The organism is Acidovorax benzenivorans (genome assembly GCF_028680575.1).
Taxonomy (GTDB): Bacteria; Pseudomonadota; Gammaproteobacteria; order Burkholderiales; family Burkholderiaceae_C; genus Acidovorax; species Acidovorax benzenivorans.
In genome coordinates, this window is sequence record NZ_JAPCKI010000002.1 from 159,827 (window position 1) to 185,511 (window position 25,685).

At 66.6% G+C, this 25,685-nt stretch carries 18 protein-coding genes and 1 pseudogene; 13 read left to right on the plus strand and 6 right to left on the minus strand.

Annotated elements, in window-relative coordinates:
• A complete protein-coding gene (locus OIN59_RS04215) occupies nt 1-1,947 on the minus strand; it encodes an AMP-dependent synthetase/ligase (protein ID WP_274107408.1) in 1,947 nt (648 codons plus the stop codon).
• 181 nt (nt 1,948-2,128) lie between these two features.
• Between OIN59_RS04215 and OIN59_RS04220 the strand changes: the two genes are divergently transcribed.
• Both OIN59_RS04220 and OIN59_RS04225 read left to right on the plus strand, forming a co-directional pair.
• Nucleotides 2,129-3,871: an AAA family ATPase gene (locus tag OIN59_RS04220; RefSeq protein ID WP_274108072.1), complete on the plus strand. Its 1,743-nt coding sequence runs from the start codon at nt 2,129-2,131 to the stop codon at nt 3,869-3,871.
• Nucleotides 3,872-3,876: 5 nt separating this feature from the next.
• Entirely contained in the window at nt 3,877-4,704 is an 828-nt protein-coding gene (locus tag OIN59_RS04225; RefSeq protein ID WP_274107410.1) for a general secretion pathway protein GspB, read from the plus strand.
• A gap of 194 nt (nt 4,705-4,898) precedes the next feature.
• Here OIN59_RS04225 and OIN59_RS04230 read toward each other — a convergent pair whose 3' ends face one another.
• Nucleotides 4,899-6,110 (minus strand): ABC transporter substrate-binding protein, encoded by a 1,212-nt coding sequence (locus tag OIN59_RS04230; protein ID WP_274107412.1) that lies wholly within the window; start codon nt 6,108-6,110, stop codon nt 4,899-4,901.
• Between the two features lie 168 nt (nt 6,111-6,278).
• Here OIN59_RS04230 and OIN59_RS04235 point away from each other — a divergent pair, with 168 nt between their 5' ends.
• Nucleotides 6,279-7,004 carry a Crp/Fnr family transcriptional regulator gene (locus OIN59_RS04235; RefSeq protein WP_274107414.1) on the plus strand — a complete coding sequence of 242 codons (726 nt, stop codon included), beginning with the start codon at nt 6,279-6,281 and terminating at the stop codon, nt 7,002-7,004.
• 75 nt (nt 7,005-7,079) lie between these two features.
• Here OIN59_RS04235 and OIN59_RS04240 read toward each other — a convergent pair whose 3' ends face one another.
• Nucleotides 7,080-8,792 (minus strand): methyl-accepting chemotaxis protein, encoded by a 1,713-nt coding sequence (locus OIN59_RS04240; RefSeq protein WP_274107416.1) that lies wholly within the window; start codon nt 8,790-8,792, stop codon nt 7,080-7,082.
• Between the two features lie 406 nt (nt 8,793-9,198).
• On the opposite strand from OIN59_RS04240, the gene OIN59_RS04245 reads away from it, so the two are divergent.
• From OIN59_RS04245 to OIN59_RS04270, 6 genes are all read left to right on the plus strand, one after another.
• Nucleotides 9,199-10,092 carry a DUF4394 domain-containing protein gene (locus OIN59_RS04245; RefSeq protein ID WP_274107418.1) on the plus strand — a complete coding sequence of 298 codons (894 nt, stop codon included), beginning with the start codon at nt 9,199-9,201 and terminating at the stop codon, nt 10,090-10,092.
• The gene (locus tag OIN59_RS04250; RefSeq protein WP_407655054.1) at nt 10,089-10,742 is read left to right on the plus strand and encodes a methylamine utilization protein; all 654 of its coding nucleotides are present in this window, start codon (nt 10,089-10,091) and stop codon (nt 10,740-10,742) included. The genes OIN59_RS04245 and OIN59_RS04250 overlap by 4 nt, the downstream gene beginning before the upstream one ends.
• On the plus strand, nt 10,742-13,075 hold the full coding sequence (locus OIN59_RS04255; protein WP_274107422.1) for a putative bifunctional diguanylate cyclase/phosphodiesterase: 2,334 nt from the start codon (nt 10,742-10,744) through the stop codon (nt 13,073-13,075). The genes OIN59_RS04250 and OIN59_RS04255 overlap by 1 nt, the downstream gene beginning before the upstream one ends.
• A gap of 408 nt (nt 13,076-13,483) precedes the next feature.
• The gene (locus tag OIN59_RS04260; RefSeq protein WP_407655061.1) at nt 13,484-14,269 is read left to right on the plus strand and encodes a pseudouridine synthase; all 786 of its coding nucleotides are present in this window, start codon (nt 13,484-13,486) and stop codon (nt 14,267-14,269) included.
• Between the two features lie 64 nt (nt 14,270-14,333).
• Entirely contained in the window at nt 14,334-15,635 is a 1,302-nt protein-coding gene (locus OIN59_RS04265) for an esterase/lipase family protein (protein ID WP_274107424.1), read from the plus strand.
• Between the two features lie 103 nt (nt 15,636-15,738).
• Nucleotides 15,739-16,674, plus strand: coding sequence for an exopolyphosphatase (locus OIN59_RS04270; protein ID WP_274107426.1), 936 nt, complete (start codon nt 15,739-15,741; stop codon nt 16,672-16,674).
• A 58-nt stretch (nt 16,675-16,732) separates the two neighbouring features.
• Here the strand turns inward: OIN59_RS04270 and aqpZ are convergent, their stop codons facing one another.
• The gene (gene aqpZ / locus OIN59_RS04275; protein WP_274107428.1) at nt 16,733-17,428 is read right to left on the minus strand and encodes an aquaporin Z; all 696 of its coding nucleotides are present in this window, start codon (nt 17,426-17,428) and stop codon (nt 16,733-16,735) included.
• 324 nt (nt 17,429-17,752) lie between these two features.
• Here aqpZ and htpG point away from each other — a divergent pair, with 324 nt between their 5' ends.
• Complete coding sequence (gene htpG, locus OIN59_RS04280) at nt 17,753-19,729, plus strand: molecular chaperone HtpG (protein WP_274107430.1); 1,977 nt, start codon at nt 17,753-17,755, stop codon at nt 19,727-19,729.
• A 197-nt stretch (nt 19,730-19,926) separates the two neighbouring features.
• On the opposite strand, the gene OIN59_RS04285 is transcribed toward htpG, so the two are convergent.
• The gene (locus tag OIN59_RS04285; RefSeq protein WP_274107433.1) at nt 19,927-20,235 is read right to left on the minus strand and encodes a hypothetical protein; all 309 of its coding nucleotides are present in this window, start codon (nt 20,233-20,235) and stop codon (nt 19,927-19,929) included.
• Between the two features lie 330 nt (nt 20,236-20,565).
• On the opposite strand from OIN59_RS04285, the gene OIN59_RS04290 reads away from it, so the two are divergent.
• From OIN59_RS04290 to OIN59_RS25330, 3 genes and pseudogenes are all read left to right on the plus strand, one after another.
• Nucleotides 20,566-24,030, plus strand: coding sequence for an IPTL-CTERM sorting domain-containing protein (locus OIN59_RS04290; protein WP_274107435.1), 3,465 nt, complete (start codon nt 20,566-20,568; stop codon nt 24,028-24,030).
• 79 nt (nt 24,031-24,109) lie between these two features.
• A pseudogene (xrtH, locus tag OIN59_RS25325) lies at nt 24,110-24,569 on the plus strand (exosortase H); the annotation flags it as partial.
• A complete protein-coding gene (locus tag OIN59_RS25330) occupies nt 24,543-24,920 on the plus strand; it encodes an exosortase H-associated membrane protein (protein WP_407655062.1) in 378 nt (125 codons plus the stop codon). The pseudogene xrtH and the gene OIN59_RS25330, both read left to right, overlap by 27 nt.
• A 29-nt stretch (nt 24,921-24,949) precedes the next feature.
• On the opposite strand, the gene OIN59_RS04300 is transcribed toward OIN59_RS25330, so the two are convergent.
• Nucleotides 24,950-25,678: a response regulator transcription factor gene (locus OIN59_RS04300; RefSeq protein WP_274107437.1), complete on the minus strand. Its 729-nt coding sequence runs from the start codon at nt 25,676-25,678 to the stop codon at nt 24,950-24,952.
• Nucleotides 25,679-25,685 lie beyond the last annotated feature (7 nt).

Sequence of the window (25,685 nt, forward strand, 5' to 3'; positions counted from 1 at the left end):
TCATGCGGCGGTCTTGACGGGGGTGAAGGTCTTCGCGTCCGAGATCTTGAGCGTGGCGCTCACGCTGCCTGTGCGGCCGTCCTCGAACTTGACCTGGGTCTCGATGTACTGCTCGGCGCGGCCTGCGTAGAGGGCGTCCACCAGCACGCCGTACTTGTCGGCGATGAAGCCCCGGCGGACCTTGTTGGTGCGGGTGAGTTCGCCGTCGTCGGCGTCCAGCTCCTTGTGCAGCACCAGGAAGCGGCTCACCTGGCTGCCTGCCAGCATGGTGTCGTTGGCCAGGTCGGCGTTCACCTTCTCGATGCATTCGCGGATCAATTCATACACCTCGGGCTTTTGGGCCAGGTCGGTGTAGCCCGCGTAGGGCAGGTTGCGGCGCTCGGCCCAGTTGCCCACGGCGTCGAAGTCGATGTTGACCATCACGCAGACCTTCTCGCGCTTGTCGCCCAGCGCCACCACTTCCTTGATGTGCGGGAAGAACTTGAGCTTGTTCTCCACATACTTGGGCGCAAACATGGCTCCGTCGTTGGCGCCGCCCTGGATGCGGCCCACGTCCTTCACGCGGTCGATGATCTTGAGGTGGCCGTGTGCGTCCAGAAAGCCCGCATCACTGGTGTGGTACCAGCCATCGGCCGTCAGCACCTCGGCTGTGGCAGCGGGGTTTTTGTAGTATTCCTTGAGCAAGCCTGCCGACTTGACCAGGATCTCGCCGTTGTCGGCCACTTTGATCTGCACGCCACGGATGGGCACACCTACGGTGTCGGCGCGCGCCTGGTTGTCGGGCTGCAGGCACACGAACACGGCGGTTTCGGTGGAGCCGTACAGCTGCTTCAAGTTGATGCCGATGGAGCGGTAGAAGGTGAACAGGTCGGGGCCAATGGCCTCGCCTGCCGTGTAGGCCACGCGCACGCGGCTGAAACCCAGGTTGTTGCGCAGCGGGCCGTACACCAGCAGGTTGCCCAGCGCGTACTTGATGCGGTCCAGCGTGCCCACGGGCTCGCCGTCCATCAAGGCCGGGCCCACGCGTTTGGCCACGCTCATGCAGGCCTCAAACATCTTGCGCTTGAGGGTGCCAGCGTCTTCCATGCGGATCATCACGCTGGTCAGCAGGCCTTCAAAAATGCGGGGGGGCGCAAAGTAGTAGGTGGGGCCCACTTCCTTCAGGTCGATGGTCACGGTGCTGGCCGACTCGGGGCAGTTGACCACGTAGCCGCAGGCCAGCCACTGGGCGTAGCTGAAGATGTTCTGCCCGATCCATGCGGGCGGCAGGTAGGCCAGCACTTCCTCGGAGCTGGTGAGCTTGTCGAACTCGGCGCCCGCGCTGGCGCGGTCGAGCAGTGTGCTGTGGGTGTGCACCACGCCCTTGGGGTTGCCTGTGGTGCCCGAGGTGAAGAACATCGCGGCCACGTCGCTCGGCTGGACCTTGGCCACCTCCGCCTTGAACCAGCCGGGGTTCTTCGCCGCGAACGCCTTGCCGGACTCGATCAGGGCATCCAGCGAGGCCAGACCCTGCTCTGCGTAGTTGCGCAGGCCACGCGGGTCGTCAAAGTAGATGTTGGAGATCTGCGGGCATTGCTCGCGGATTTCGAGCAGCTTGTCCACCTGCTCCTGGTCTTCCACCAGGCAAAAACGCACCTCGGCGTTGTTGAGCGGGAAAATACATTCGGCGGCCACGGCGTCCTGGTACAGCGGCACGGGGATGGCGCCCAGCGACTGGGCGGCCAGCATGGTGGCGTACAGGCGGGGGCGGTTGGCGCCCACCACCACCATGTGTTCGTGGCTTTTCAGGCCCGCCTGGTGCAGGCCGGCCGCCACCTGTTCCACCAGCCGCACCAGGTCGGCCCAGCTGTGGGTTTGCCAGATGCCATATTCTTTTTCGCGCAGGGCCGGGGCATCGGGGCGCTCGGCGGCGTGCTTGAGCAGCAGTTGCGGGAACGTGGTCAACATTGCTGGTTCCTGAAAGTGAGAAGGTGTCAGCCCAGTGACTGCCGGGCTCGCAAGCTTGTGTTTGCGTGTTGGGCCCGATGCTAGGACGCACTTTGACGTTATCTTGTCTTTCTGACGACAATTTACGGGAAACTACCTGTCGGGTAAAACCCTGCCTTGGCCCGGCGGTATGCTTGTTCGCATGTACGTCCCGTTCTTCGGCCTCCAGCATCCGCCGTTCTCCATTGCCCCCGACCCCCGCTACCTGTTCATGAGCGAGCGGCACCGCGAGGCGCTGGCGCATTTGCTGTACGGGTTGGACGCAGGTGGCGGTTTTGTGCTGCTCACCGGCGAGGTGGGCGCGGGCAAGACCACGGTGTGCCGCTGCTTTCTGGAGCAGATCCCGTCGCACTGCAATGTGGCCTACATCTTCAACCCCAAGCTCACGGTGGGTGAGCTGCTGCGGTCCATTTGCGATGAGTTCGGTGTGCCACACCAGCCTTCGGTGGCGGGGGTGGAGACGGTCAAGGACTACATCGATCCGCTCAACGCCTCGCTGCTGGCGGCGCATGGCGCCGGGCGCAACACCGTGCTCATCATCGACGAGGCACAAAACCTGTCGGCCGACGTGCTGGAGCAACTGCGCCTGTTGACCAACCTGGAAACCAGCGAGCGCAAGCTGCTGCAGATCATCCTCATCGGCCAGCCCGAGCTGCGCACCATGGTTGCCAGCCCCGCCCTGGAGCAACTGGCACAGCGGGTAATTGCGCGTTTTCACCTCGACGCGCTGAGTGCGCAGGAGACCCAGCAGTACATTGCCCACCGCCTGGCCGTGGCGGGCCTGCAAGGGCCGCTGCCCTTCAGCCGCAGCGCCATCCGGCGGGTGCACGCGCTGTCGCGCGGCATTCCCCGGCGCATCAACCTGCTGTGCGACCGGGCACTGCTGGGCGCTTATGCCGCCGGGGTGCGCGAGGTCAGCGCCCGGATCGTCCAGCGCGCGGCGGCTGAGGTGTTTGATGCGCCCGCGTCGGCCGCTGCCGCGCGCAACGCCTGGGGCCTGTGGCCGCGCTGGGCGGTGGCGGGCCTGGGCGTGATGGCGGGTGCAGCGCTGGTGGCGGGCGGCTGGGCGCTGGGGGCCTGGCCGCAATGGTCTCGGCAAGGCGCCGTGTCATCTGCCGGGACTTCGGGCGCCATGGTCAGCAAAACGGAAGCCAGCGCGCCACCGAGCGGTGCTGCCCGCACAGCGGGGTTAACGCCCGCAGTCCCTGCGGCAGGGGCCTCGGCCCCGCGCGGCGCGGTGCCGGTGGCCATGTCGGACCTGCAGCAGTTTGTGGCCGCACTGCCCGCCAGCGACACCGCCGCCTGGCAGGCGCTGGCCTCGGCCTGGGGTGCCAGTGTTGCCGATGGCGCTGATGCATGTGCCGCATTGCCCCGCGACGGCCTGCGCTGCTACCGCAACCGCCGCGCGGGCCTGAACCTGGTGCGGCAGATGGACCGCCCGGTGCTGCTCACGCTGTTCCCGTCCGAAGAGGGTGACGTGGCGGTGGCTGCCGTGCTGCGCCGCCTGGATGGCGACACGGCCACGCTGGAAGGCGCGGGCCACACCGTGCGTGTGCCCGTGGCCGAGCTGGCCCAGGTGTGGCGCGGCGACATCGCAACGCTGTGGCGCACGCCGCCCGACATGCCCGACAAGGGTGACTTGGCAGAGACCCCTGCAGGCGCCGTCTGGCTGGACCAGCAACTGGCCACGGCTGCGGCCGGGGGCACGCGCGCTGCAGTCGCTGCGCCCAACCGCGCGACCACGCCTGCCCAGCGTCAGTCGCGCATCCAGCGCTTCCAGCTGGCCCAAGGGGTGACCCCGGACGGCCGGGCGGGCCCCTTGACCCTCATGCTGCTCAACCGTGTCAACGGTGTGAGCGAACCGCGCTTGCGCACCGGAGGCTGAACCCTGTGTCTTACATCCTTGACGCGCTGCGGCGCGCAGAAGCTGAGCGGGGCCGTGGCGCTGTGCCCGGCATCCACACCCAGGCGGTGCCTGTGCCCGGTGCCGTGCCGGTGGCAGGGCGGTCGGCCATCAGCCCGGTGCTGCTGACGGTGGCGGTGACGGCGGTGGCCGCTGTGGCGGCAGGCGGTACCTGGTGGCTATTGCAGCGGCCTGCACCCGTGGATGCTGTGGTGGTGGCGGCTGCTCCCGCTACGTCCGCTGCCGTGGCACCGGCCATGCCTGCGGTTGCGTCTACGGCGGCAGCCCCAGCAGCGGCCGCCGCGCCCGAGCCTGCGGCGGCCCCTCCCGCCGCACCAGTGCTGGCTCCAGCGCCTGCCCTGGTGCCTGCCCCATCGGCCCGTGCGGCGGCGCAGCGGGAGCGACCTGTGTCGCCCCCCAGTGCGTCCGTGACAGCGCGCCCCGCCGCGCCAGAGCCGACCCGGTCACGGCCTGCAGAGCCTGCCCCCCGCGATCGCGCACCGGTGGCCCCCGCCCCACGCGCGCCGGACACTGCCGCCGCCAGCCCGGCGGCTGCAGCGACAACGGCTCCTGCAGCAACAGGCACGGTGTTCGCTCAGGCCGACTTGCCCGAGTCTGTGCGGGCGCAGTTGCCGTCGCTCAAGATCTCTGGCGTCACCTATTCCAGCAACCCGGTGTACCGCATGGCCATCGTCAACGGCCAGGTGCTGCACGAGGGCGACCCCGCCGGGCCGGGCCTGCTGCTGGAGAAGATCGAGCCCAGCCGCACCATCTGGTCGTTCAAGGGCTACCGGTACGGACTGGCTTCGCAATAGCCGGTTTTGAGTCAAATCGGCATGTGGTGCCCGTGTAATAAGCGCTGATAGCTATCAAATTGATAGTTTTGTGGCTGGGCCCTGTAGAGGAAGCCCCGACGTCCCAGCGCCCCAGTTGGAGCCAGTGCAGAACCGGCATGGCTTGGTGGCGCGTGGTTTGCACCCGCTGGCAAAGGCGCCACGGTGCGCAGGCGTTACCGCAAAAACCGCCCCTCGCGGCCCACCAGCGTCAGTTCCACAAAACGCGAGGCATTGCGGTCGGGCGTGCTGGCGCTGATCTCGAACCCGCCGAGGTCCCACTTTTTCAGGTTCCAGGTGGCGTCGATGAAGGCTGCGCGTGTGGGGTTGCGGCCTGCGCGCTGCAGGGCCTCGGCAAACACCCGGGCGTTGATGTAACCCTCCAGCGCCAGGTGCGAGGGCTCGGCCGTGGCGCCCGAGGCCTTCCAGGCCGCCTGGAACTCGCGCACCACGGGCATCACCACGTTGGAGGGCAGGGGCACCACCTGCGAAATCGCCATGCCGGTGGCGTCCGCACCCAGGGCCTTGACGGTGGCCGGGGTACCCATGACCGACAGCGCATACAACGTCACACCCCGCTTGAGCGCGCGGAACGCCTTCACAAACTCCAGCGTGGGCTTGCCCGCCAGGCCAATCACGATGGCCTCCAGGTTGCCGCCAGCCAGCTTGGCCGCGGCACTGCCCGCGTCCGAGGCGTTGTTCTCCACCGTCACCGTGACGGCCTCGGGCAGCTTGAGCCGGTCCATGGACTGCTTGGCCGCGTTGAACACCTCTTTGCCGAACGAGTTGTTCTGGTAGACGATGCCAATGCGCTGGATGCCGATGGTGGACAGGTGCTGCACCAGCTTCTCGGCCTCGTCGGCATAGCTGGCGCGAATGTTGAACACGTTGCGGGCGTTCTTGGTGCGGCTGAGCTGTGCGCCGGTGAAGGGCGCAAAAAACGGGATGCCGCTGTCGATCACCTTGGGCAGCATGGCGTCGATCATGGGCGTGCCCATGCAGTTGAACAGCGCGAAGTACCCCGGCTCGGCCAGAAACTGCTCCACATTGGCCAGCGCCTTGGGCACGTCGTACGTGTCGTCCTGTGTGACGAGTTCAATGGCCTTGCCGTGGATGCCGCCGCGTGCATTGATGCCCGCAAACGCGGCTTTGGCGCCCTGGTGCATGGCCGACCCCAGATCGCCCAGCGGGCCGGTGAGGGCGGTGGATTGCGCAATCTTGATTGCGCCCTCCTGCGCGCGGGCCGCACCACTCCAGCCCAGTCCGGGCAGGCCGACGGCCGTTGCGGTGGCTGCTGCGGCGGCCAGCACCTGTCGGCGGGCCAGGGGGGGCGCGGCGGGTTGCAACGGGGCGCTGGTGCGGGTGGTGGTTGAAGGGTGTTGGGTCATGGTGCTTGTCTCCTCGGGGGGGCTGTGGCCCTGTGCGGCCGGGGCGCGAAGCGACATCATCCCGTCACGATTGGCATTTTTTTGTCGTTCTGACGACAATTGGGGTCGTGGTATTCCCGCATCTCAGGACGGCTGTGGGATGCCCCTTTTCGTGAGAACCTTTGCGCCATGGACCCACGCACCCACCAGGATCTGTCGCTGCACCAACGCCGCCGGTCACCCACGCCGCAGGAGCTCGATGGCATTCCGTGGCTCCACCTGCTGCTGCCCGCCGAGCGAGAGCGCGCCGTGGCCTCGTTGCTGGTGGGTGACGCCAAGGCAGGCGACTACGTGTGCCGCGTGGGGCGCCCGGTCACCTATTGGTTTGGGGTGGTGGAGGGCCTGCTCAAGATGAGCACCGACAACGCCCAGGGCCAGACCATGACCTATGCGGGCCTGCCGCCCGGCGGCTGGTTTGGCGAGGGCACCACCATCAAGCGCGAGCCTTACCGCTACAACATCCAGGCCCTGCGCAAGAGCGTGGTGGCGGGGCTGCCCATCGACAGCTTCCACTGGCTGCTGGACCATTCCATCGGCTTCAACCGCTTTGTGATGAACCAGCTCAACGAGCGCCTGGGCCAATTCATTGCGGCCCGCGAGATTGACCGCCTGAACAACCCCGATGTGCGCGTGGCGCGCAGCCTCGCGTCACTGTTCAACCCCGTGCTGTACCCGGGTGTGGGCGAGGTGCTGCGCATCACGCAGCAGGAGCTGGCTTACCTGGTGGGCCTGTCGCGCCAGCGGGTGAACGAGGCGCTGGCGGCGCTGGAGGCGCAGGGCACGATCCGGGTGGAGTATGGCGGCCTGCGGGTGCTGGACCTGGCGGCGCTGCGATCGAGTGTGACTCCCCCCTGAGGCGCTGCGCGCCTCGGTGCGGGGCGTCCCTTGCTTGGCGTCCCTCGCTTGGGGCGCGCCAGTTTTCGATGCCAGTTAGCTGCGCGGCAGTGCGGGAGCGCGGGATGTGGCTGAGGCCAGATGGCGCGGGGCTGCCGTGCGTGTGGGCGCTGGCACCGCCACGGGCGATGCGGAGGGGCTGGCTGTGCCCCAGCTGTTGTCGTCGCCCCCGCCGCGCGTGAGGCGGAAGGTGCCCACCATCTGCGTCAGGCGCCCGGCCTGGTCCTTGAGGCTGTCGGCAGCGGCGGCGCCTTCTTCCACCAGCGCGGCGTTTTGCTGGGTCATTTCTTCCAGCGCACCCACGGACTGGCTCACATGGCCGATGCGCTGGCTTTGCTCCTGCGTGGCAGCGGTGATCTCGCCCATGATGTCGGACACACGGCGCACCGACTGCACCAGTTCTTCAATGGTCTTGCCTGCGTGGTTGACGAGCGTGCTGCCCTCTTGCACCTGGTCCACGCTGGTGTCGATCAGGGCCTTGATCTCGCGCGCGGCGTTGGCAGAGCGGCCGGCCAGGTTGCGCACCTCGCCCGCCACCACCGCAAAGCCCCGGCCCTGCTCACCCGCGCGGGCGGCCTCGACGGCGGCATTGAGCGCGAGGATGTTGGTCTGGAACGCGATGCCGTCGATCACACTGATGATGTCGGCGATCTTGCGCGAGCTGGCGCTGATGGTGTCCATGGTGCGCACCACCTGGCCTACCACTTCACCGCCGCGTGTGGCCGCATCGGACGCGGTGGACGCGAGTTGGTTGGCCTGGCGGGCCGAGTCGGCGCTTTGCGACACCGTGCCGGTCAGGTCCACCAGCGAGCTGGCCGCGCTTTGCAGGTTGTGCGAGGTCTGTTCGGTGCGCTGGCTCAGGTCCAGGTTGCCCGAGGCCACTTCGGAGCTGGCCACCAGGATGGAGTCGGCGGTCTGGCCGATCTCGCCCACCAGGGTGCGCAGGCGCTCTTGCATGGCGGCGATGGCTTCGAGCAGGCGGCCGGTCTCGTCGTGGATGCGCACTTCGACTTGTGAGGTGAGGTCGCCGCGCGCAATGCGCTCGGCCACCACCACCGCGCGGCCGATGGGGGCGGTGATGCTGGTTGTGATGCGCCAGGCAATCAGCGCGCCCAGCCCGATGGCCAGCAGCACCAGCAGCCCACCCACCACTCGGGCGCTGCTCTGGGTTTGTTCGGTGGAGGCGGTGGCTTCGGCGTTCAGGGTGTTCTGCAGCTCGATCAACTCGCGCAGCTTGGCGCGCCAGGCCGTTTCTGCGGGGGCCACACGTGTCATCAGCGCCAGGGTGGCGCTCACCGTGTCGCCGTCGTCGGCTGCCTTGATGGCGCTGTCAAGCTCGGGGCGGGTCTTGCTGCCCAGGGCCTGCACTTCGCCCAGCAGCTTGAGCTCTGCGGGGGTGGCCGTGGTGGGGGTGAGCAGCTCTGTCAGGGCGGCTTCCTGGGTGGCGTATTCCTTGAGCGTCTTGCCCACGGCCACGATCTGCTCGCGCGCCTGCTTGGGGTCGATGTCGTTGAGCATGGCGGCCGACCGGCTCTGGATGCCGATGGCACTCACGCTTTCCAGCATGCCGTTGACCAGCTTGGCCTTGTTGGCGCCCACGCCGGTGATCTGGATCATCTGCTCGTGCACCTTGCCCACGGACAGCTGACCCAGTGCCGCCACCGCCACGACGAGCACCAGCATGCAGCCGAAGCCCAGGCTGAGCCGGCTGGAGATCGACAGGGATTTGAGGGTGGAAGCAGCCGACATGGGGGTCCTTGGGTCTCGAAAAAGATCAAAGCGTGATCAAACGGTGGGCCTTGGCACGAAGCAATAACGGTGCCCGCCGGCCGCAGTGCGCCTGATGGGTCGGCGCCGAGGTCGGTGCAGTGTAGGCAATAACAACTGAATGTGTCATGAGCGTTGAGGATGGTCCTATGCCCGATCTGCATAGTCGCTGTTGTTACAAATGCGGCAGTGCACGGCCCTGGTGCACTGGAGTCAAAGTGCAACAGAAGGCGCTGCAAAAATCATTGGTAAAAACGATAGTAGTGCCGGTAAAACATGCCTGTGTTGCTATCAAAAACAAAGTAAATGCCAAGCCTGGGGTTTGCCCTCGCCCACACCGCGGGCGCTATCGATCAGGTATAAGCCTGTAACACTTGCGAGGCCCTCCATGCATTCGTTTTGTCCTTCTTGCGCGTTGCGCGCGGCCGCCGCTGCTGCGGCCCTGGTCTGGCTGGTCGGCTGTGCGGCCCCCCAGCCCCACACGGGTTTGCGAGAAACCCTGGTGGCCGTGACGGCTTCGCATGAACTCATCACCTTCCAGGCCGCGCAGCCCGAGCGCATCCTGGAGCGGCGCCCTGTGACGGGCCTTGCGCCCGGCGAGCGGTTGGTGGGCATCGACTTTCGCGTGGCCAAGGGCGTGCTCTATGCGCTGTCGCAGGCAGGGCGCCTGTACACGCTCGACATCCCCACCGGCGCGCTGCGCCCGGTGGGCCCCGCGCCCGCCGCGTTGGCGCTGCAGGGTGCGGTGTTCGGTTTCGATTTCAACCCGGCGGCCGACCGCATCCGGGTGGTGTCCAGCACCGGTCAGAACCTGCGCTTGCACCCCGACACCGGGGCGGCCGTCGATGGTGACGCTGGTGTGGAGGGTGTGCAGCCCGACCCCAGCCTGCGCTACGCCTGGGGCGACATGAATGCCCGCCGCAAGCCCGACATTGCCGGGGCCGCCTACACCTACAACCCCAACGACAGCAAGATCACCACCAACTACGCCATCGACCGTGCCCTGGGCGCGCTGGTGATGCAGGGCTCGCGCGAAGGCTCCCAGCCCGTGGTGTCGCCCAACACCGGGCAGCTGCGCACCGTGGGCCCGCTGGGGCTGGGGCCGCTCACGGATGTGAGCTTTGACATCGCCGACGTGGGCAACACCGCCCTCATCGCCGTGCGCACCGCCGCCGATACCCAGACCCGGCTGCACCAGGTGGACCTGGTAACGGGCGCCACCCGCCCCCTGGGCCTGGTGGGCGACGGCGCGCCGCTGGTGGGCTTGGCGATCGAACCATGAGGCAGGGCGGTGCGCCGAGGCTGGGGGCAAGCGCGGGGCGCGGTGCCCTGTGCTCCGTCGTGCTGGCCGTACTGACGTTGTTGGCCTCTGGCGCCCATGCGGGCGCGGTGCAGGTTGAAGTGTCCGACGCTGCGGGCAAGCCGCTGGCCGACGCTGTGGTGTTTCTGGACTCCGCCGAGGCGCGCAAACAGGTCAGGCCGCTGGCCGGTGTGGAGATGGCGCAGGAGAAGCGGCAGTTTGTGCCCGGCGTGCTGGTGGTGCCGGTGGGCACCGAGGTGCTGTTCCCCAACCGCGATTCGGTACGGCACCATGTGTACTCCTTCTCGCCCGCCAAGAAGTTCGAGCTCAAGCTCTACAGCGGTACGCCGTCCAACCCGGTGCTGTTTGACAAGTCCGGCGTGGTCGTTCTGGGCTGCAACATCCACGACCAGATGGTGGGTTGGGTGCTGGTGGTGGACTCGCCGCACTACGCCCGCACCCCAGCCGCCACGGGCAAGGTGCAGCTCGACAACGTGCCGCCCGGCACCTACACGCTGCGCACCTGGCACACCCGCCTGCCCGTGGGCACCCCGGCCCTGGAGCAGGCGCTGACCGTGCCCGCCACGGGTACCGCCATGGCGTCGGTGCGCATGACGGGGTTGCAGCCTTGATGCGGCTGCGCCTGGTCCGGCGCAGTTTGATCCTGCGGCTGGTGGGGTTGTCGCTGTTGCTGCTGCTCATCGTGCAGGCGGCAGGGTTTGCCGTGGTGCGGGCCTCCATCGACCGCAATGCACGCGCCCAGATTGCGCGCGCCCTGGACCTGGACGAAAACATCTGGCGCCGCCTGCTGGACCAGAATGCCGAGCAACTGCGCCAGGGCTCGGCCCTGTTGGCGGCCGACTACGGGTTTCGCTCGGCGGTCAACTCGGGGGACGAGGAAACCATCCAGTCGGTGCTGGAGAACCATGGCAGCCGCATCGGCGCGGCGGTCACTGCGCTGCTGGGCACCGACCTGCAGCTGCGTGCGGTCAGCCTCACGGGCGGCATGGAGCAGTTCCCGGCCACGCTGCGGCAGGTGGTGCCGCGCCTGGAGCAACAGCCCCAGGGCAGCCAGATCGCCGTGATGGACGGCGTGCCCTACCAGTTTGTAATGGTGCCCATGCGGGCGCCGGTGGTCATTGGCTGGGTGCTGATGGGTTTTCGCATCGACCAGTCGCGTGCCGACGAAATGCGACAGCTCTTGTCGGTGCATGTGGCCCTGTTGACCAAGGCCCCGGGAGGCGCGATGACCCTGCCGGTCAGCACCTTGCCCCCTGATGCGCGGGCCCTGCTGCTGAGCAGCGGGGGCGCGGCGGGCGAGCTGCAGACGGCCGAAGGCACCTTGCTGGCGCGCTCCAGCCCGCTTGACAGCGTGGGGGGCGAGGTGCATTCGCTGCTGCTGCGCTCGGTGGACGAGGTGGTGGCGCCGTACCGGCAGCTGCAGGTGCTGCTGGCCATCATCACCGTGGCGGGTGTGCTGCTGTTTGCGGTGGGCACGGGCCTGGTGGCGCAGCGGCTCACCACGCCCTTGCGCTCGCTGCTGGCTGCCACGCAGCGGCTGTCGCGTGGTGAATACGATGTGCCGCTGGAGCACACCGGCCGCACCGACGAGATCGGCAACCTGGCGCGTTCGTTCGACCACATGCGCGTGGACATCGGCGCGCAGCAAACCGAGATCCGCCGCCTGGCCTACTGGGACCGCCTGACGGGCCTGCCCAACCGGGAGCGCTTTCGTGACGCCGTGGTGCAGGCCATTGCCGACACGGCCAACCCAGCGCAGCCGCTGGCAGTGCTCACGCTGGACTTGGACCGCTTCAAGCATGTCAACGACGTGCTGGGTTATGCCTTTGGCGACCGCCTGCTGCAGGCCGTGGCCGAGCGCTTGAGCCAGCAGGTGCGGTCGCCCGATGACATGGTGGCGCGCCTGGGGGGCAACGAATTCGCCATCCTGCTGCAGCGCGCCGACGCCGCAGCCGCGCACGAAATTGCCCAACGCATCAACCAGTCGTTCGAGCAAGCGCTGGCCTTTGAGGACCAGACGGTGGACCTGAGCGCGGGCATTGGTTTTGCCTGCTGGCCGGGCGATGCCGGTGACGCCGACACGCTGCTCAGTCGATCTGAAATCGCCATGTATGCCGCCAAGCGCAAGCTCAGCGGGGCGCTGCAGTACGACGCGGCGTTTGACTCGTCCAGCGCGCAGACCCTGTCGCTGCTGACCGAACTGCGCCACGCCGTGGAGCACCATGAACTGCGCCTGTACCTGCAGCCCAAGGTGTCTTTGCATGGCCAGCCGGGCCTGGCGGCCGAGGCACTGGTGCGCTGGCAGCACCCGCAGCGTGGGCTGGTGCCGCCTATGCAGTTCATTCCGTTTGCCGAGCAGACCGGGTTTGTGCGCCACCTCACGCTGTGGATGTTTGAAGAGGTGGCTCGCCTGCTGGCCGGCCCGCGCACGCAGGGCCTGCCGCTGCGCGTGTCGGTCAACCTCTCCACGCGTGACCTGCTCGACCCTGAACTGAGCCACCGGCTGGCCGACATCCTGGCGCGCCACGGGGTGGCGGCCAGTGCCTTTTGCCTGGAGATCACTGAAAGCGCCATCATGGACGACCCGCAACGCGCCGAGGCCATGCTCAACCGCCTGTCCGAGCAGGGCTTCAAGCTGTCCATCGACGATTTCGGTACGGGGTATTCGTCGCTGGCCTACCTCAAGCGCCTGCCGGTCGATGAGCTCAAGATCGACAAGTCATTCGTGATGGGCATGGAGACGGGTGAGGACGACGCGATGATCGTGCGCTCGACCATCGACCTGGCGCACAACCTCGGGCTCACGGTGGTGGCCGAAGGCGTGGAGACCGCTGCCATCCTGGAGCGCCTGCGCATCCTGGCCTGCGATGAGGCGCAGGGTTATCACATCGCGCGGCCCCTGGCGGTGGATGATTTCCTGGCCTGGCAGGCGCGCCAGGGGTAAGCTCTTTCTGTTCTTTTCAGGCCCTCGATCCCCCTGAGGTTGGGGTTTGCCGCCCCGCAGGCGAAAATACCCGCAATGTCTTCCTCCAGTTCCCGTCCGCCTATCGGCCCCGCTGCCGCCTCCACGCCTGCACCCGGTGGTGCTGCATCCCCGGCCCCCGCACCCCGTCCGGTGTTGCGACGTCCTGCCGTGGCGGCCAAGCCGGCGCCGCCAGCCCCGTCCGCCGCACGGCGTGGTCCGTCATCCGAGCGGCCTTCTCGAACCCCGCCGCCCACGGGCTACCGCATATCGTCAGGCGCGCCCTATGTGGCCCCGGTGCGCCAGGCACCGCCCAAGCCAGTGCCTGCCACCAAAGCGGCGGGCACCTCAGGCACATCCCGCCTGAACAAGCGCATGGCCGAGCTGGGTATGTGTTCGCGGCGCGAGGCCGACGACTGGATCGCCCAGGGCTGGGTCAAGGTCAATGGCGAGGTCGCGCCCATGGGGCTGCAAGTCACGCCCCTGGACCGCATCGAGGTGGACAAGGTGGCGCAAGGCTTTCAGGAGCAGCGCGTCACCATCCTGCTGCACAAGCCCATGGGCTACGTGAGTGGTCAGGCCGAGGACGGTCACACGCCCGCAGTGGCGCTCATCAACCCCCGCACCCATTGGCGCGACGACCCCAGCCGCAACCGGTTTTCGCCGCCGCAGCTGCGCGGCCTGGCGCCTGCAGGGCGGCTGGATATCGACTCGGTGGGCCTGCTGGTGCTGACGCAGGACGGGCGCGTGGCCCGGCAGATCATTGGCGAGGACTCCGAGATGGAAAAGGAGTACCTGGTGCGCGTGGTCTACCAGGCACCGGGCCAGGCGGTGCCACGCCACCCCAGCGAGCGTTCCGCGCCGCTGCAGGAAATTGACGAGCGTGACCCTGTCAGCACCAACGTGCAGGCGGTGTTTCCCAAAGAGTTGCTGGAGCGCCTGCGCCATGGTCTGAGCCTGGACGGCGAGCCGCTCAAGCCCGCCAAGGTCGATTGGCAAAACCCCGAGCAACTGCGTTTTGTGCTGACCGAGGGCAAGAAGCGCCAGATCCGCCGCATGTGCGAGCTAGTGGGGCTTAAGGTGGTGGGCCTCAAGCGCATTCGTATCGGCCGCGTGACCCTGGGCAACCTGCCCGTGGGCCAGTGGCGCTACCTGTCGCCCCACGAGCGGTTCTGAGCCCGAGGGCTCCCCGCGCAACGCACACGGCGCATTGCATCGCATTGTCTGAACGGAGCCTCCCATGCCACCCTCACCACCGCCCCCAGGGCCTCTTGCGCCTGGCGGAAAGCGCCGCGCGGGCGCAGCGCCTGCTCCGGCCAACCCGCTGCGCCAGTTGCGTGCGTCAGACCTGCGTGGCGTGGCCCGCCTGGCCACACAGGCCACCACCGGCATCAGCCGGGTGGCTGAGGGCGTGCACCAGTCGGTGCTGGGCACGCTGGGGCTGCCGGGCGGCGCCCAGCCGGGCCGCACGCGGGGGCTGACCGGGCTGGTGTACCAAAGCATCCGGGGGGTGACGCAGCTGGTGGATGCGGGCCTGCAGGCCGGGCTGGCGCGGCTGGAGCCGTTTTTTGCTTCGTCCACCCCGGCCGACACGGTGCATTGGGAGCGCGAGGCGGTCGTTGCCGCGCTCAATGGCGTGATGGGCGACCGCCTGCAGCGCGACGGCAACCCGCTGTGCACGCAGATGGGCTGGTACCAGCAAGGTCTGCCACTGGATCTGCGCGCGCTGGCCGCACCGGGCGCTGCCACAGGCAAGCTGCTGGTGCTGGTGCATGGCCTGTGCATGAACGATCTGCAGTGGCTTCGCCACGGCCATGACCATGGCGCCCATCTGGCCCAGGCCCTGGGTTACACCCCGGTGTACCTGCGCTACAACACGGGCCAGCACACGTCCACCAACGGGGCCGAGCTGTCGGCCCTGCTCGAATCCCTGGTGGCCTCCTGGCCCGTGCCAGTGACGGAGCTGTCCATCCTGGCCCACAGCATGGGCGGCCTGGTGGCGCGCAGCGCCTGCCACCATGCCACCCAGGCGGCGGCAGGCGTCAGCGGCTGGCTGCCCCGGCTGCGCCATCTGGTCTTTCTGGGCACCCCACACCACGGCGCGCCCCTGGAGCGCGCAGGCCATTGGGTGGATGTGCTGCTGGGCAGTACAGCGTATTCGCGCCCCTTTGCACGCCTGGCCCAGTTGCGCAGCGCGGGCATCACCGACCTGCGCTACGGCCATGTGCTCGATACCGACTGGTTGGGGCGCGACCGTTTTCGCAAAAGCCCCGACCAGCGCACCCCGGTGCCGCTGCCCGCCGGGGTGGCTTGCCACGCGGTGGCGGCGACCCTGGCTGCGCGGCGCAGCCCGGTGGGGGAGCGGTTGGTAGGGGACGGGTTGGTGCCCTTGCACAGTGCGCTGGGCATCCACGATGATTCCGGCCGAACGCTGGGTTTTGCCAAGGCGCAGCAGGCGGTGTTCTACCGCCTGGGGCACTTGGACCTGCTGGCGGATGCGGGCGTGGCTCGGCAGCTGCAAGGCTGGATGCAGGGCCATTGATGCGGGAGTACCTGAGCGGCCTGCTTTTTGACGCAGTCGGCGCTTGCCAGGTGGCGGGGCGCGGCTACCATGTCGCGGTGCGCCACGTAACAAGGAGAATTTAGTGAGTGATGCGAAATACCGCCTGGTGACCCGCAGTGACTTTGACGGCCTGGTCTGCGCGGTGCTGCTCAATGAGCTGAACCTGATCGACGAGATCACCTTCGTCCACCCCAAGGACATGCAGGACGGCAAGGTGCCGATCACCAGCCGCGATATCACCACCAACCTGCCCTATGTGCCGGGCGCGCACCTGGTGTTTGACCACCACGAGTCCGAAACCATCCGCAACTCAGGCCGCCGCGACGAGAACCACATCATCGAAGCACACGCCCCCTCGGCAGCGCGCGTGGTCTACAACCACTATGGCGGCAAGGCCGCGTTCCCGCGCGTCACCGATGAGATGATGGCGGCCGTGGACCAGGCCGACTCGGCCCAGTATTCACGCGACGACATCCTCAACCCCCAGGGCTGGGTGCTGCTGAACTACCTCATGGATTCGCGCACGGGCCTGGGGCGCTTTCGGGAGTTCCGCATCAGCAACTACGCGCTGATGATGGACCTGATCCAGTATTGCCGCGACCACACCATCGACGAGATCCTGGCGCTGCCCGATGTGCAGGAGCGCGTCAACCTGTACCGCGAGCACGCCCCCAAGGCCCAGGCCCAGCTACAAAGCTGCGCCATTCGCATCGGCAACCTGGTCGTGCTGGATCTGCGCGACGAGGAAACCATCTGGGCCACCAACCGGTTCATGATCTACGCGCTGTTCCCCCAGTGCAACATCTCCATCCACGTCATGTGGGGCCTGCAAAAGCAGAACACGGTGTTTGCCACCGGCAAATCCATCCTGGACCGCGGCAGCAAGACCCATGTGGGCAACCTGATGCTGGAGTTTGGCGGCGGTGGCCATGCGGCGGCGGGCACCTGCCAGGTGGCCAACGACAAGGCCGACACCATGCTCAAGACGCTGATCGAGCGCATCACCGCCGAAGGCTGATCGGCAAAACCGCAGTGGGCGGGCGGCAGGGCTGTGCATGTGCGCCACCCCGCCACCGTCAATCGTCGCTGAGCAGTGCGCGGTAGATGGCGGCGCCCAGCAGTGCGCCTGCAATGGGTGCGGCCCAGAAGACCCACAGTTCCGACAGCGCATAGGCCGGGCCAAACAGCGCCGGGCCGGTGCTGCGGGCCGGGTTGACCGAGGTGTTGGTCACCGGGATGGAGATCAGGTGGATGAGCGTGAGGCACAGGCCAATCGCCAACCCGCCGAAGCCGCTGGCCGCGCGCTTTGCTGTGGCGCCCAGGATCACGATGAGGAAGATGGCCGTCAGCACGACCTCTGTCACCACGGCGGCCATCAGCCCATAGCCGCCAGGGGAGTGTTCACCATAGCCGTTGGTGGCAAAGCCGCCGATGTCTGCGCCCGGCTTGCCCGTGGCAATGAGGTACAGCACGCCCGCTGCTGCAATGGCGCCCAGCACCTGGGCCACCACGTAGCCGGGCAGCTCGGACGCCTTGAACCGCCCCCCCAGCGCCAGCCCCACCGACACGGCGGGGTTGAAATGCCCGCCCGAGATCGGCCCCAGCGCATAGGCCCCGGTCAGCACCGTGAGGCCAAAGGCCAAGGACACCCCCACAAACCCAATGCCCAGCTGCGGAAAGGCGGCGGCCAGCACGGCACTGCCGCAGCCCCCCAGGGTCAGCCAGAACGTGCCGAGGAACTCGGCGGACCATTTTTGAAGTGAAGTGGGCATGGTTGGAAGGCGCCGAAGGGAAGGTGCAAAGGATTGGAAGGCCACCCATCGCAGAGCGGCTTCGGTTGCGTGCATCTTATGGGGGTTAAATGACAAAAAATGCGGCCAACTCCCTGCAAATTGTTAACAATTTTCAGCGTTGGGCCGCCGTGGAGGTGGGCTCCGACAACGGTGCTCGGGTGGCACGGGCGTTTGCTGCGCAAGCCTGCCCTTGAAATCAACCAGTCTGCCCCGAGGTGAACACGCGCGAACGCCTTTCCTTGCCGACCCTCGGCGCGCAAAAGGCGTTCTTTTTGCCTCCTACACAGCAACCCCCAAGACATCATGAGCACCAAACAGACCCTGTCGTTCCAGGCCGAAGTGGCCCAACTGCTGCACCTGGTCACCCATTCGCTGTACTCCAACCAGGAAATCTTCCTGCGCGAGCTGATCTCCAACGCGTCGGACGCCTGCGACAAGCTGCGTTTTGAAGGGCTGAACAACTCCGCCCTGTTTGAAGACGCCCCCAACCTCGAAGTGCGCGTGAGCTTCGACAAAGATGCCAAGACGTTGACCATCGCCGACAACGGCATCGGCATGAGCCAGCAAGAGGCCATCGACCACCTGGGCACCATCGCCAAGAGCGGTACCAAGGACTTCATGGGCAAGCTCAGCGGCGACCAGAAGCAAGACGCTCAGCTCATCGGCCAGTTTGGCGTGGGCTTTTACTCGGGCTTCATCGTGGCGGACAAGATCACCGTGGAGTCGCGCCGTGCGGGCCTTGCGGCCGACGAAGGCGTGCGCTGGATCAGCGGCGGCACGGGCGACTTCGAGGTGGAGACCATCACCCGCGCCGCACGTGGCACCAGCATCATCCTGCACCTGCGCGACGACGCCGAGGAATACCTCAACGCCTGGAAGCTCAAGCAGGTCATCGCCAAATACTCCGACCACATCAGCCTGCCCATCCTGATGGAAAAGGAAGAGTGGAAAGACGGCGAACTCATCAATCCATCCGACGAAAACGGTGGTCGCCAGCCCGGCGGCATGGTCAAGACCGGCGAGTGGGAGACCATCAACAAGGCCAGCGCCCTGTGGACCCGCCCCAAGAAGGACATTACCGAAGAGCAATACGCCGAGTTCTACAAGGCCATCAGCCACGACCACGAGGCCCCAATGACCTGGGCGCACAACCGCGTGGAAGGCAACACCGAGTACACGCAGCTGCTGTACATCCCTGCCAAGGCGCCGTTCGATTTGTGGAACCGCGACAAGAAGGCGGGCGTGAAGCTGTATGTGAAGCGCGTGTTCATCATGGACGACGCCGAGGCGCTGATGCCCACCTACCTGCGCTTCGTCAAGGGCGTGATCGACTCGGCCGACCTGCCGCTGAACGTGAGCCGCGAGTTGCTGCAGGAAAGCCGCGACGTGCGTTCCATCCGCGAAGGCTCCACCAAGCGCGTGCTGAGCATGCTGGAAGACCTGGCCAAACACGATAAGCATGACACCACGGCAGGCGCCGACGGCGTGACCGATGTGGTGGACGCCGACGACAAGGCCAAGGAAGGCAAGTACACCGCCTTCTACAGCGAGTTTGGCGCCGTGCTGAAGGAAGGCCTGGGCGAAGACTTTGGCAACCGCGAGCGCCTGGCGAAGTTGCTGCGCTTTGCATCCACTACTAGCGACGCGGTGACCGTGGGCTTTGCCGACTACAAGGCCCGCATGAAGGAAGGCCAGGAGGCGATTTACTACATCACCGCCGACACCTTGGCCGCAGCCAAAAACAGCCCGCAGCTCGAAGTCTTCAAGAAGAAGGGCATCGAAGTGCTGCTCATGACCGACCGCGTGGACGAGTGGGCGCTGAACTACCTGCAAGAGTTTGACGGCACGCCACTGCAAAGTGTGGCCAAGGGCGCTGTGGACCTGGGCACGCTGCAGGACGAAGCCGAAAAGAAGGCCGCCGAAGAGGCCGCCGAAGCCTTCAAGCCCGTGCTGGCAAAGCTGAAAGAAGCCCTGAAGGACAAGGCCGAAGACGTGCGCGTGACCACCCGCCTGGTCGACTCGCCCGCCTGCCTGGTGGTGCAAGACGACGGCATGAGCACCCAATTGGCCCGCATGCTCAAGCAGGCTGGCCAGCAGGCGCCCGAGACTAAGCCGGTGCTGGAGGTGAATGCCGAGCACGCGCTGGTCAAAAAGCTGGACGGCAGCGTGCACTTTCACGACCTGGCCCACATCCTGTTCGACCAGGCGCTGCTGGCCGAGGGCGGTTTGCCCGAAGACCCTGCAGCCTACGTGAAGCGCGTGAACGCCTTGCTGGTCTGATTCTGGGCGTTTTGTAGCTGAAACGGCAGCCAGCGCAAGTGTCATAAGCGCTGGCTGCTATCAAAATGTGAAAACCCCGGTGGTGCCATGCGCCGCCGGGGTTTTTTGTTGCGAAAGGACTGTGGTGTGTGCTGCTGCCGGGCTTCCTGCCCGGGCGGCCAGGGCGATAGGATGCGTGCGTCCTGTACGGCGGCCCGTCAGTCCTGGGGCTCTGCCAGCTCCAGAATCCGCGCATGCGCCTGGTTGCGCTCCACCGGGTCTGCATCGATCAGCGCCTTGAGCGCCCCGTCAGGCAGCAGCATGCCTTTGCGGCGATCGGCTTTGACCGGCATGTTGCGCCAGCCCGACAGCACCAGCCAGTCCCACAACTCAGCGGGCACTGGGTGTGTGACCAGCATCTTCACCGGCCCCCGAACGACGAACACCCCCACCGCAGGCAACGAGCCCACCGGCGCTGGCCTGCGCGGTTGGCGGATCGATAGGGCGTTGCGGATCCAGTCTTTCATGGGGCGGTGGGCAGTTCACAAGGTCGTGATAACCGCAGCATAGCTCAGGGGCCATGACCCCATCCAGCGGCAGATTGCACCGATCAAATGGGCCACTGCTCGCCGCAGCGTGGCACAACCCCAACGCTACCAGCCGGTAGAACGTCAACGATTGTTGTAACGCGGCCTGCTGGCCGTAGCGCCGATAGATTCGGTCCCAGCCTTCAGCCGCTGTGCTCAAGGCAGACTCCACGCACTCCCTTTGCACCGACTTTTTTCCAACCCGAAAGGGGCTTGGTGAGGTTGCGGCGTGACCCAAAAGGCTTGAGCCATTCACTCCCAGGAGTATTCATGTTGTTCAGTTCATTGGCGCGCTTGTTCGCGCGAGAACAATCCCCCAGCCGGCGTACGCTGGCGTCGGGCGATACCTTGCTTCCCACCCCGGGCGCCGCAGTGAAGCCGCGCGCCGTGCGGCGTCTGCGCTGGCTGCTGCTTGCGGGTGGCTTGTGCGCGGGGGCTGCAATGGCGCAGTCTGCCGACCTGGTGGTGAACCATGCGGACTCTCCGGACCCGGGCCCTGCTGGCGGCATCTTCACCTATACCCTGCGCATCGACAACAACGGGCCTGACGGCGCGACCGCTGTTACCTTGGCCGATACCCTTCCCACAGGCTCGACCTTCATTGATGTCAACGCCACCGCTGGCAGCTGCAACCAGGCGGGCGGGACTGTCAACTGCGCCTTGGGCAATATCCCGTTCAATGCGAACCAGACGGTGACCATCCGCGTGCGCCTGCCCTCTGCTGGCGTGTGGACGAACACCGCCACCGCGGGCAGCACTACGCCCGACCCCAACACCAGCAACAACGTCAACAGCATCCAGGACACCACGGCCACGCAGGCGGCGGATCTGGCGCTCACGGCCACGCCGTCGCTGGCCAACGTGACGGCTGGGCAGAACTACAGCTATGCGCTGCAGGTCGCTAACAACGGCCCGGATGCGGCCACCGGCAGCCAGCGCATCAGCTTCACCGTGCCTGCGGGGGGCTCGGTCACCTCGGCGCCTTCCGGCGGCGGGTGGACGTGCACCCCTTCGGGAGGCTATCCGCTGGCCAGCGGTGCGTCAGTCGCTTGCACGCGTGCCGGCACGCTCGCCAACGGTGCCACATCGTCCGTGCTCACGGTGCCTGCGGTCTCCCATGTGAACGGGACGGTGACGGCCGCGTTCGCGGTGGCCGGCATCAAGCCTGACGACTCTGCCATGCCCGATAGCGATGTGTCCAACAACACCGTGTCTGCCGACGTGACCTCTGTATCCGGGGCCGATGTGCAGATATCCAAATCCGCTCCGGGCGGCACCAATGTGGCCTTGGGCAGTGATGTCACCTACACGCTCACACCACGCCTGAACGGTGGCGTTTTGCTGACCGGCCAGCCCATCACGGTGACCGACACGCTAGGTGCCGGCCTCACATTCGTCTCCGCCAGCGGGGCCGGGTGGACGTGCGATGCCACCATCGCCTGCACGCGCACGGAATACACCGGTGCCAACTTCACCAACATGCCTGTCATCACGGTGGTGGCCACTGCAACTGGTTTGGGCGCGCTGACCAACACTGCGGGTATCAGCACCGCGTTGCCCGACCCGGTGCCTGCCAACAACAGCGCCTCGGTCAATGTGACATCGAGCAACGACGCGGACATGCAGCTCACGAAGACGGCCAGCATCAACCCCGTCGTGCCCAACCAGGCGTTCAACTACACCCTGACCGCACGTAACACCGGGCCGCTGGCTGTGCCAGCAGGCCAGGACATCACCGTCACCGACCAAGTGCCAGCAGGGGTCACGCTCAGTGCGCCCTTGAATGCCTCCGGCTGGACCTGCGATGCGCTGCCCTTCACCGGCCCCGGCGCCTGGAGCTGCACGCGCAGCACGGGCCTTGCGGCCAACACCAATGCACCCGCCATCACCGTGTCTGCGGTGCTGACCGGCACGGGCACGGCCACCAACAATGCCTGCGTAGCCCTGGGCGGCGGGGGGCGTGTTGACGGCAACGCGGGCAATAATTGCACCGGCGTCACCGTGTCTTCCACCGCCACGCAGGCGGACCTGCGCGTGGTGTCCAAGACGGCCGCACCCGACCCAGTGGTCGCTGGCGTGAACCTGACCTACGTGATCACCGTGGAGAACCTGGGCCCGGCCACCGCCACCAACGTGGTGGTGTCCGACACCTTGGCCAGCCTGGTTAACACCGGAGGCTTTCAGTCCGCCGCGGCATCGCAGGGCACCTGCACGCCCAACAGCGTGACCAATGGCACCTCGCAGAACCTTAGCTGCAGCCTGGGCGCTCTCGCCATGGGCGCGCAGGCTACCGTGACGGTGGTTGTGCGTCCCAGCATCGCCACGACTGGCCCGCGTACCAACACCGCAACGGTCCGCTCCACCGATGTGGGCGACCCGGTCCAAAGCAACAACAGTGGCAGCGTGACCAGCCAGGTCACGGCCATCGTGGATGTGACGGCCGCCAAGACCGCGACCCCTGCGTCCGTGCCCGCCGGCGCTCCTATCACGTTCGTCGCGACCATCGGCAACACCGGCCCTTCGACCGCACAAACGGTACAGATGGTGGATACGCTGCCATCGAACGCGGCCTTCATCGACATCGTCTCGGTGAGCGGCGGCGGCAGCTGCACGCCCATCACTGCAGGGGCTGTGGGCGGTACGCTGACCTGCAACTGGGGCAGCATCAGTGCAGGTTCGCAGCAGACGGTGACCTACCGCATGCGCCCTCTGGGTACGGCGGCGGGCGGTACTGTGGTTAACAGCCTGGCGGCGACCACGGTCACGGCCGAGTCGAATGCGGCCAACAACAGTGCGACCACCACCACGGCTGTCACGGCTGCGCAGCTCGACATTCTTATCAACAAGGCAGACAGCGCAGACCCTGTGGGCCTGGGGCAGCCCACGACGTACACCATCACCATCAACAACAGCGGCCCGTCGTTCGGTACCAACGTGGTGATGACGGATATCTTTCCTGCGCCCGGCTCTGCACCCACGGCCACGTTCAGCTACCAGGGTGCCCTCACGGTCAACGCCGGCGGTGTGTGTACCGAGCCTTCGGTGGGCGCCTCCAGCGGTACGCTGCGCTGCGTGTTCCCTGGGCTCAGCAGTGGGCAGACTGCCACGGTTACCTATGTGATGCGCGCTGAGACCCTCACGGTGGCAGGCGCCACCAGTGGCACTGCGTTCAACCGTGCGAGCGTGACGGTGGACGAAACCGAAACCACGCTGGCCAACAACGTGGTGACGCATGACACCACCGCACGCCGCTTCACCGTGGCCACCGACCTTGCGCTGGTCAAGTCAGCACCCTCTGGCCCTCTGGCTCCCGGCGCAACACTGGACTACACGCTGGTGGTCACCAACAACGGTTCCCTGGCGAGCGATGGTGCTCAGGTGGTGGATACCCTGCCCGTCAGCGTGAACTTTGTCTCGGCCGTGGGCTGCGTGAACGCTGCCGGTACGGTGCGCTGCGCGATTGGCCCGCTGGCAGTGGGTGCGTCGCGCACCTTCACCATTCGCACGACCCTGCGCTCGCCCTTCACCGGAGCCACACCGCTGGTGAACAATGCCAGCCTGGATGCCCCAGGGGACACCAATCCTGCCAACAACACCTCCAGTGCCAGCACCACGGTGACTGCGTCAGGCGGGGTGAGCAGTATCCCCACACTGTCGGAGTGGGGGCTCATTGTCCTGTCGGCGCTGTTGGCATTGATGGCCTTTGGCCACGCTGGCGCCGTCCGTCGCAGGTAGGCAGGGCGCCTTGCGGCTCGCGCGAGCGGGCCACCGCCATTCTCTGCACAGGCCAGCACGGCGATATCGGCGTGCTGGCCTGCTGCGTTTCTTCCTTACCTTTGTGGTCCTGCAACTCACGCTGCTTGGCGTCAACATGCTGGGGTGGTACAGCAGCATGTGGTGCTGCCCTGGACGGCACTGCTGGCGCGTGGTTGCGCTGCGCTGGTGACATTGTTTGATGCATCGGCCGCTGCAGCGGGCAAGGTGCTATAGAACACCGTCAGCGGGTTTGGGGTGTCGATCGAACCCGGTTGCAATGGCATTGAGGCTTGCATCGTGTTGTTTGCGCGGTGATAGCGTTTCCGTCTAGCTGGCGCCACGAGCCCGTGGGACTGGGTGTGGGTTTTGTGGCGGTGCAGGGGCTGAATGTGGTGCGGGCCATCAGCCTTTTCTATCTGGGGCCGTGGAGCACCCCTGTGTTCAAGTTCGCCCATGAGTACCTGTGGCGGGCGCTCATCATGCTGGACGTATTGATTGTCTGGCTGCTGTGGGTGCGCCCGGCGCAATATGCATACGGCTTACCCATCTTTCTGGCGCTTGTGCTGGCAGCCCGTGGCAAGGGGCGTTGGGTTCGGGTGTTGGGCGGGTACGTGCTGCTGCTGCCGTTTCAGGCATTCAGTCTCACGATGTCGGCGCTCATGCAGATGGTGCAGTCTGCGCAGACCGATATCCGGCTGCTGCGCATTGCCCAGTGGCAGATGGAGGCCATCATCTACGGCTACCAATGGGGCTCTCTAGTTGTTCCCACGCTGGCTCCCATCCTGCTTTGGTTGTGGATGGATCGTTCATTTGTGAGCGATGTGCTGGTGCGCGGGTGGCGCGCGTCCTTGCCCACAGCTTCGCCTTGAATAGGTGGTGGTTGTGCGGAATGGACCGGCTATAGCTCGGCCGCGCAGGCTGGTTGGGCCTCGACCGTGGTGCTGCAAGCCACCGCATCCAGCCGATACCCCGACCCATACACCGCCGTGATCGTGTAGCCATTGGCCTCGGTCAGCTCCAGCTTGCTGCGCAGCCGTGACATGTGGGTGTCCAGGGAGCGCGAGGGGGTGTCGGTGGCGTCGCCCCAGACGGCCTCGCGCAGGTGCGAGCGGGACAGCAGGCGGCCCGCGTTGCGGAACAGGAACAGTGCGAGTTCGTATTCGCGGTGTTTGAGCCCGATGGCCTGGCCTTGGAGGCTCAAGATGCGTTGCTCCGCGTCAAAGCGGTACGCGCCAAACTCCAGCCGGGCGCCCATGGACTGGGGGAAGGCCCGGCGCAGCAGGGCGGTGGTGCGGGCTACCAGTTCGCCCATGCGCAGGGGTTTGCTCATGAAGTCGTCCGCGCCGCGCGACAGGGCCTCGACCACATCGCGCTCGTCGCTGCGGCGGGTGATGAACAGGATGGGCGGTTGCATGCCGTGGGTGCTGCGCACGGTCTGGACCACGTCGGTGCCTTCCATGTCTGGCAGGAGCCAGTCCACGATCAGCAGGTCGAAGGTGTCGTTGCGCAGCGCCTGCAGCAGGCTGGCGCCGTCGGCAAAGGTGTGGCACACATGCTGGTGGCATTCCAGGGTGCCCTTGATCTGCTCCAGAAGGAGAAGGTCGTCGTCAAGGACTGCGATGCGCATGAAGGGA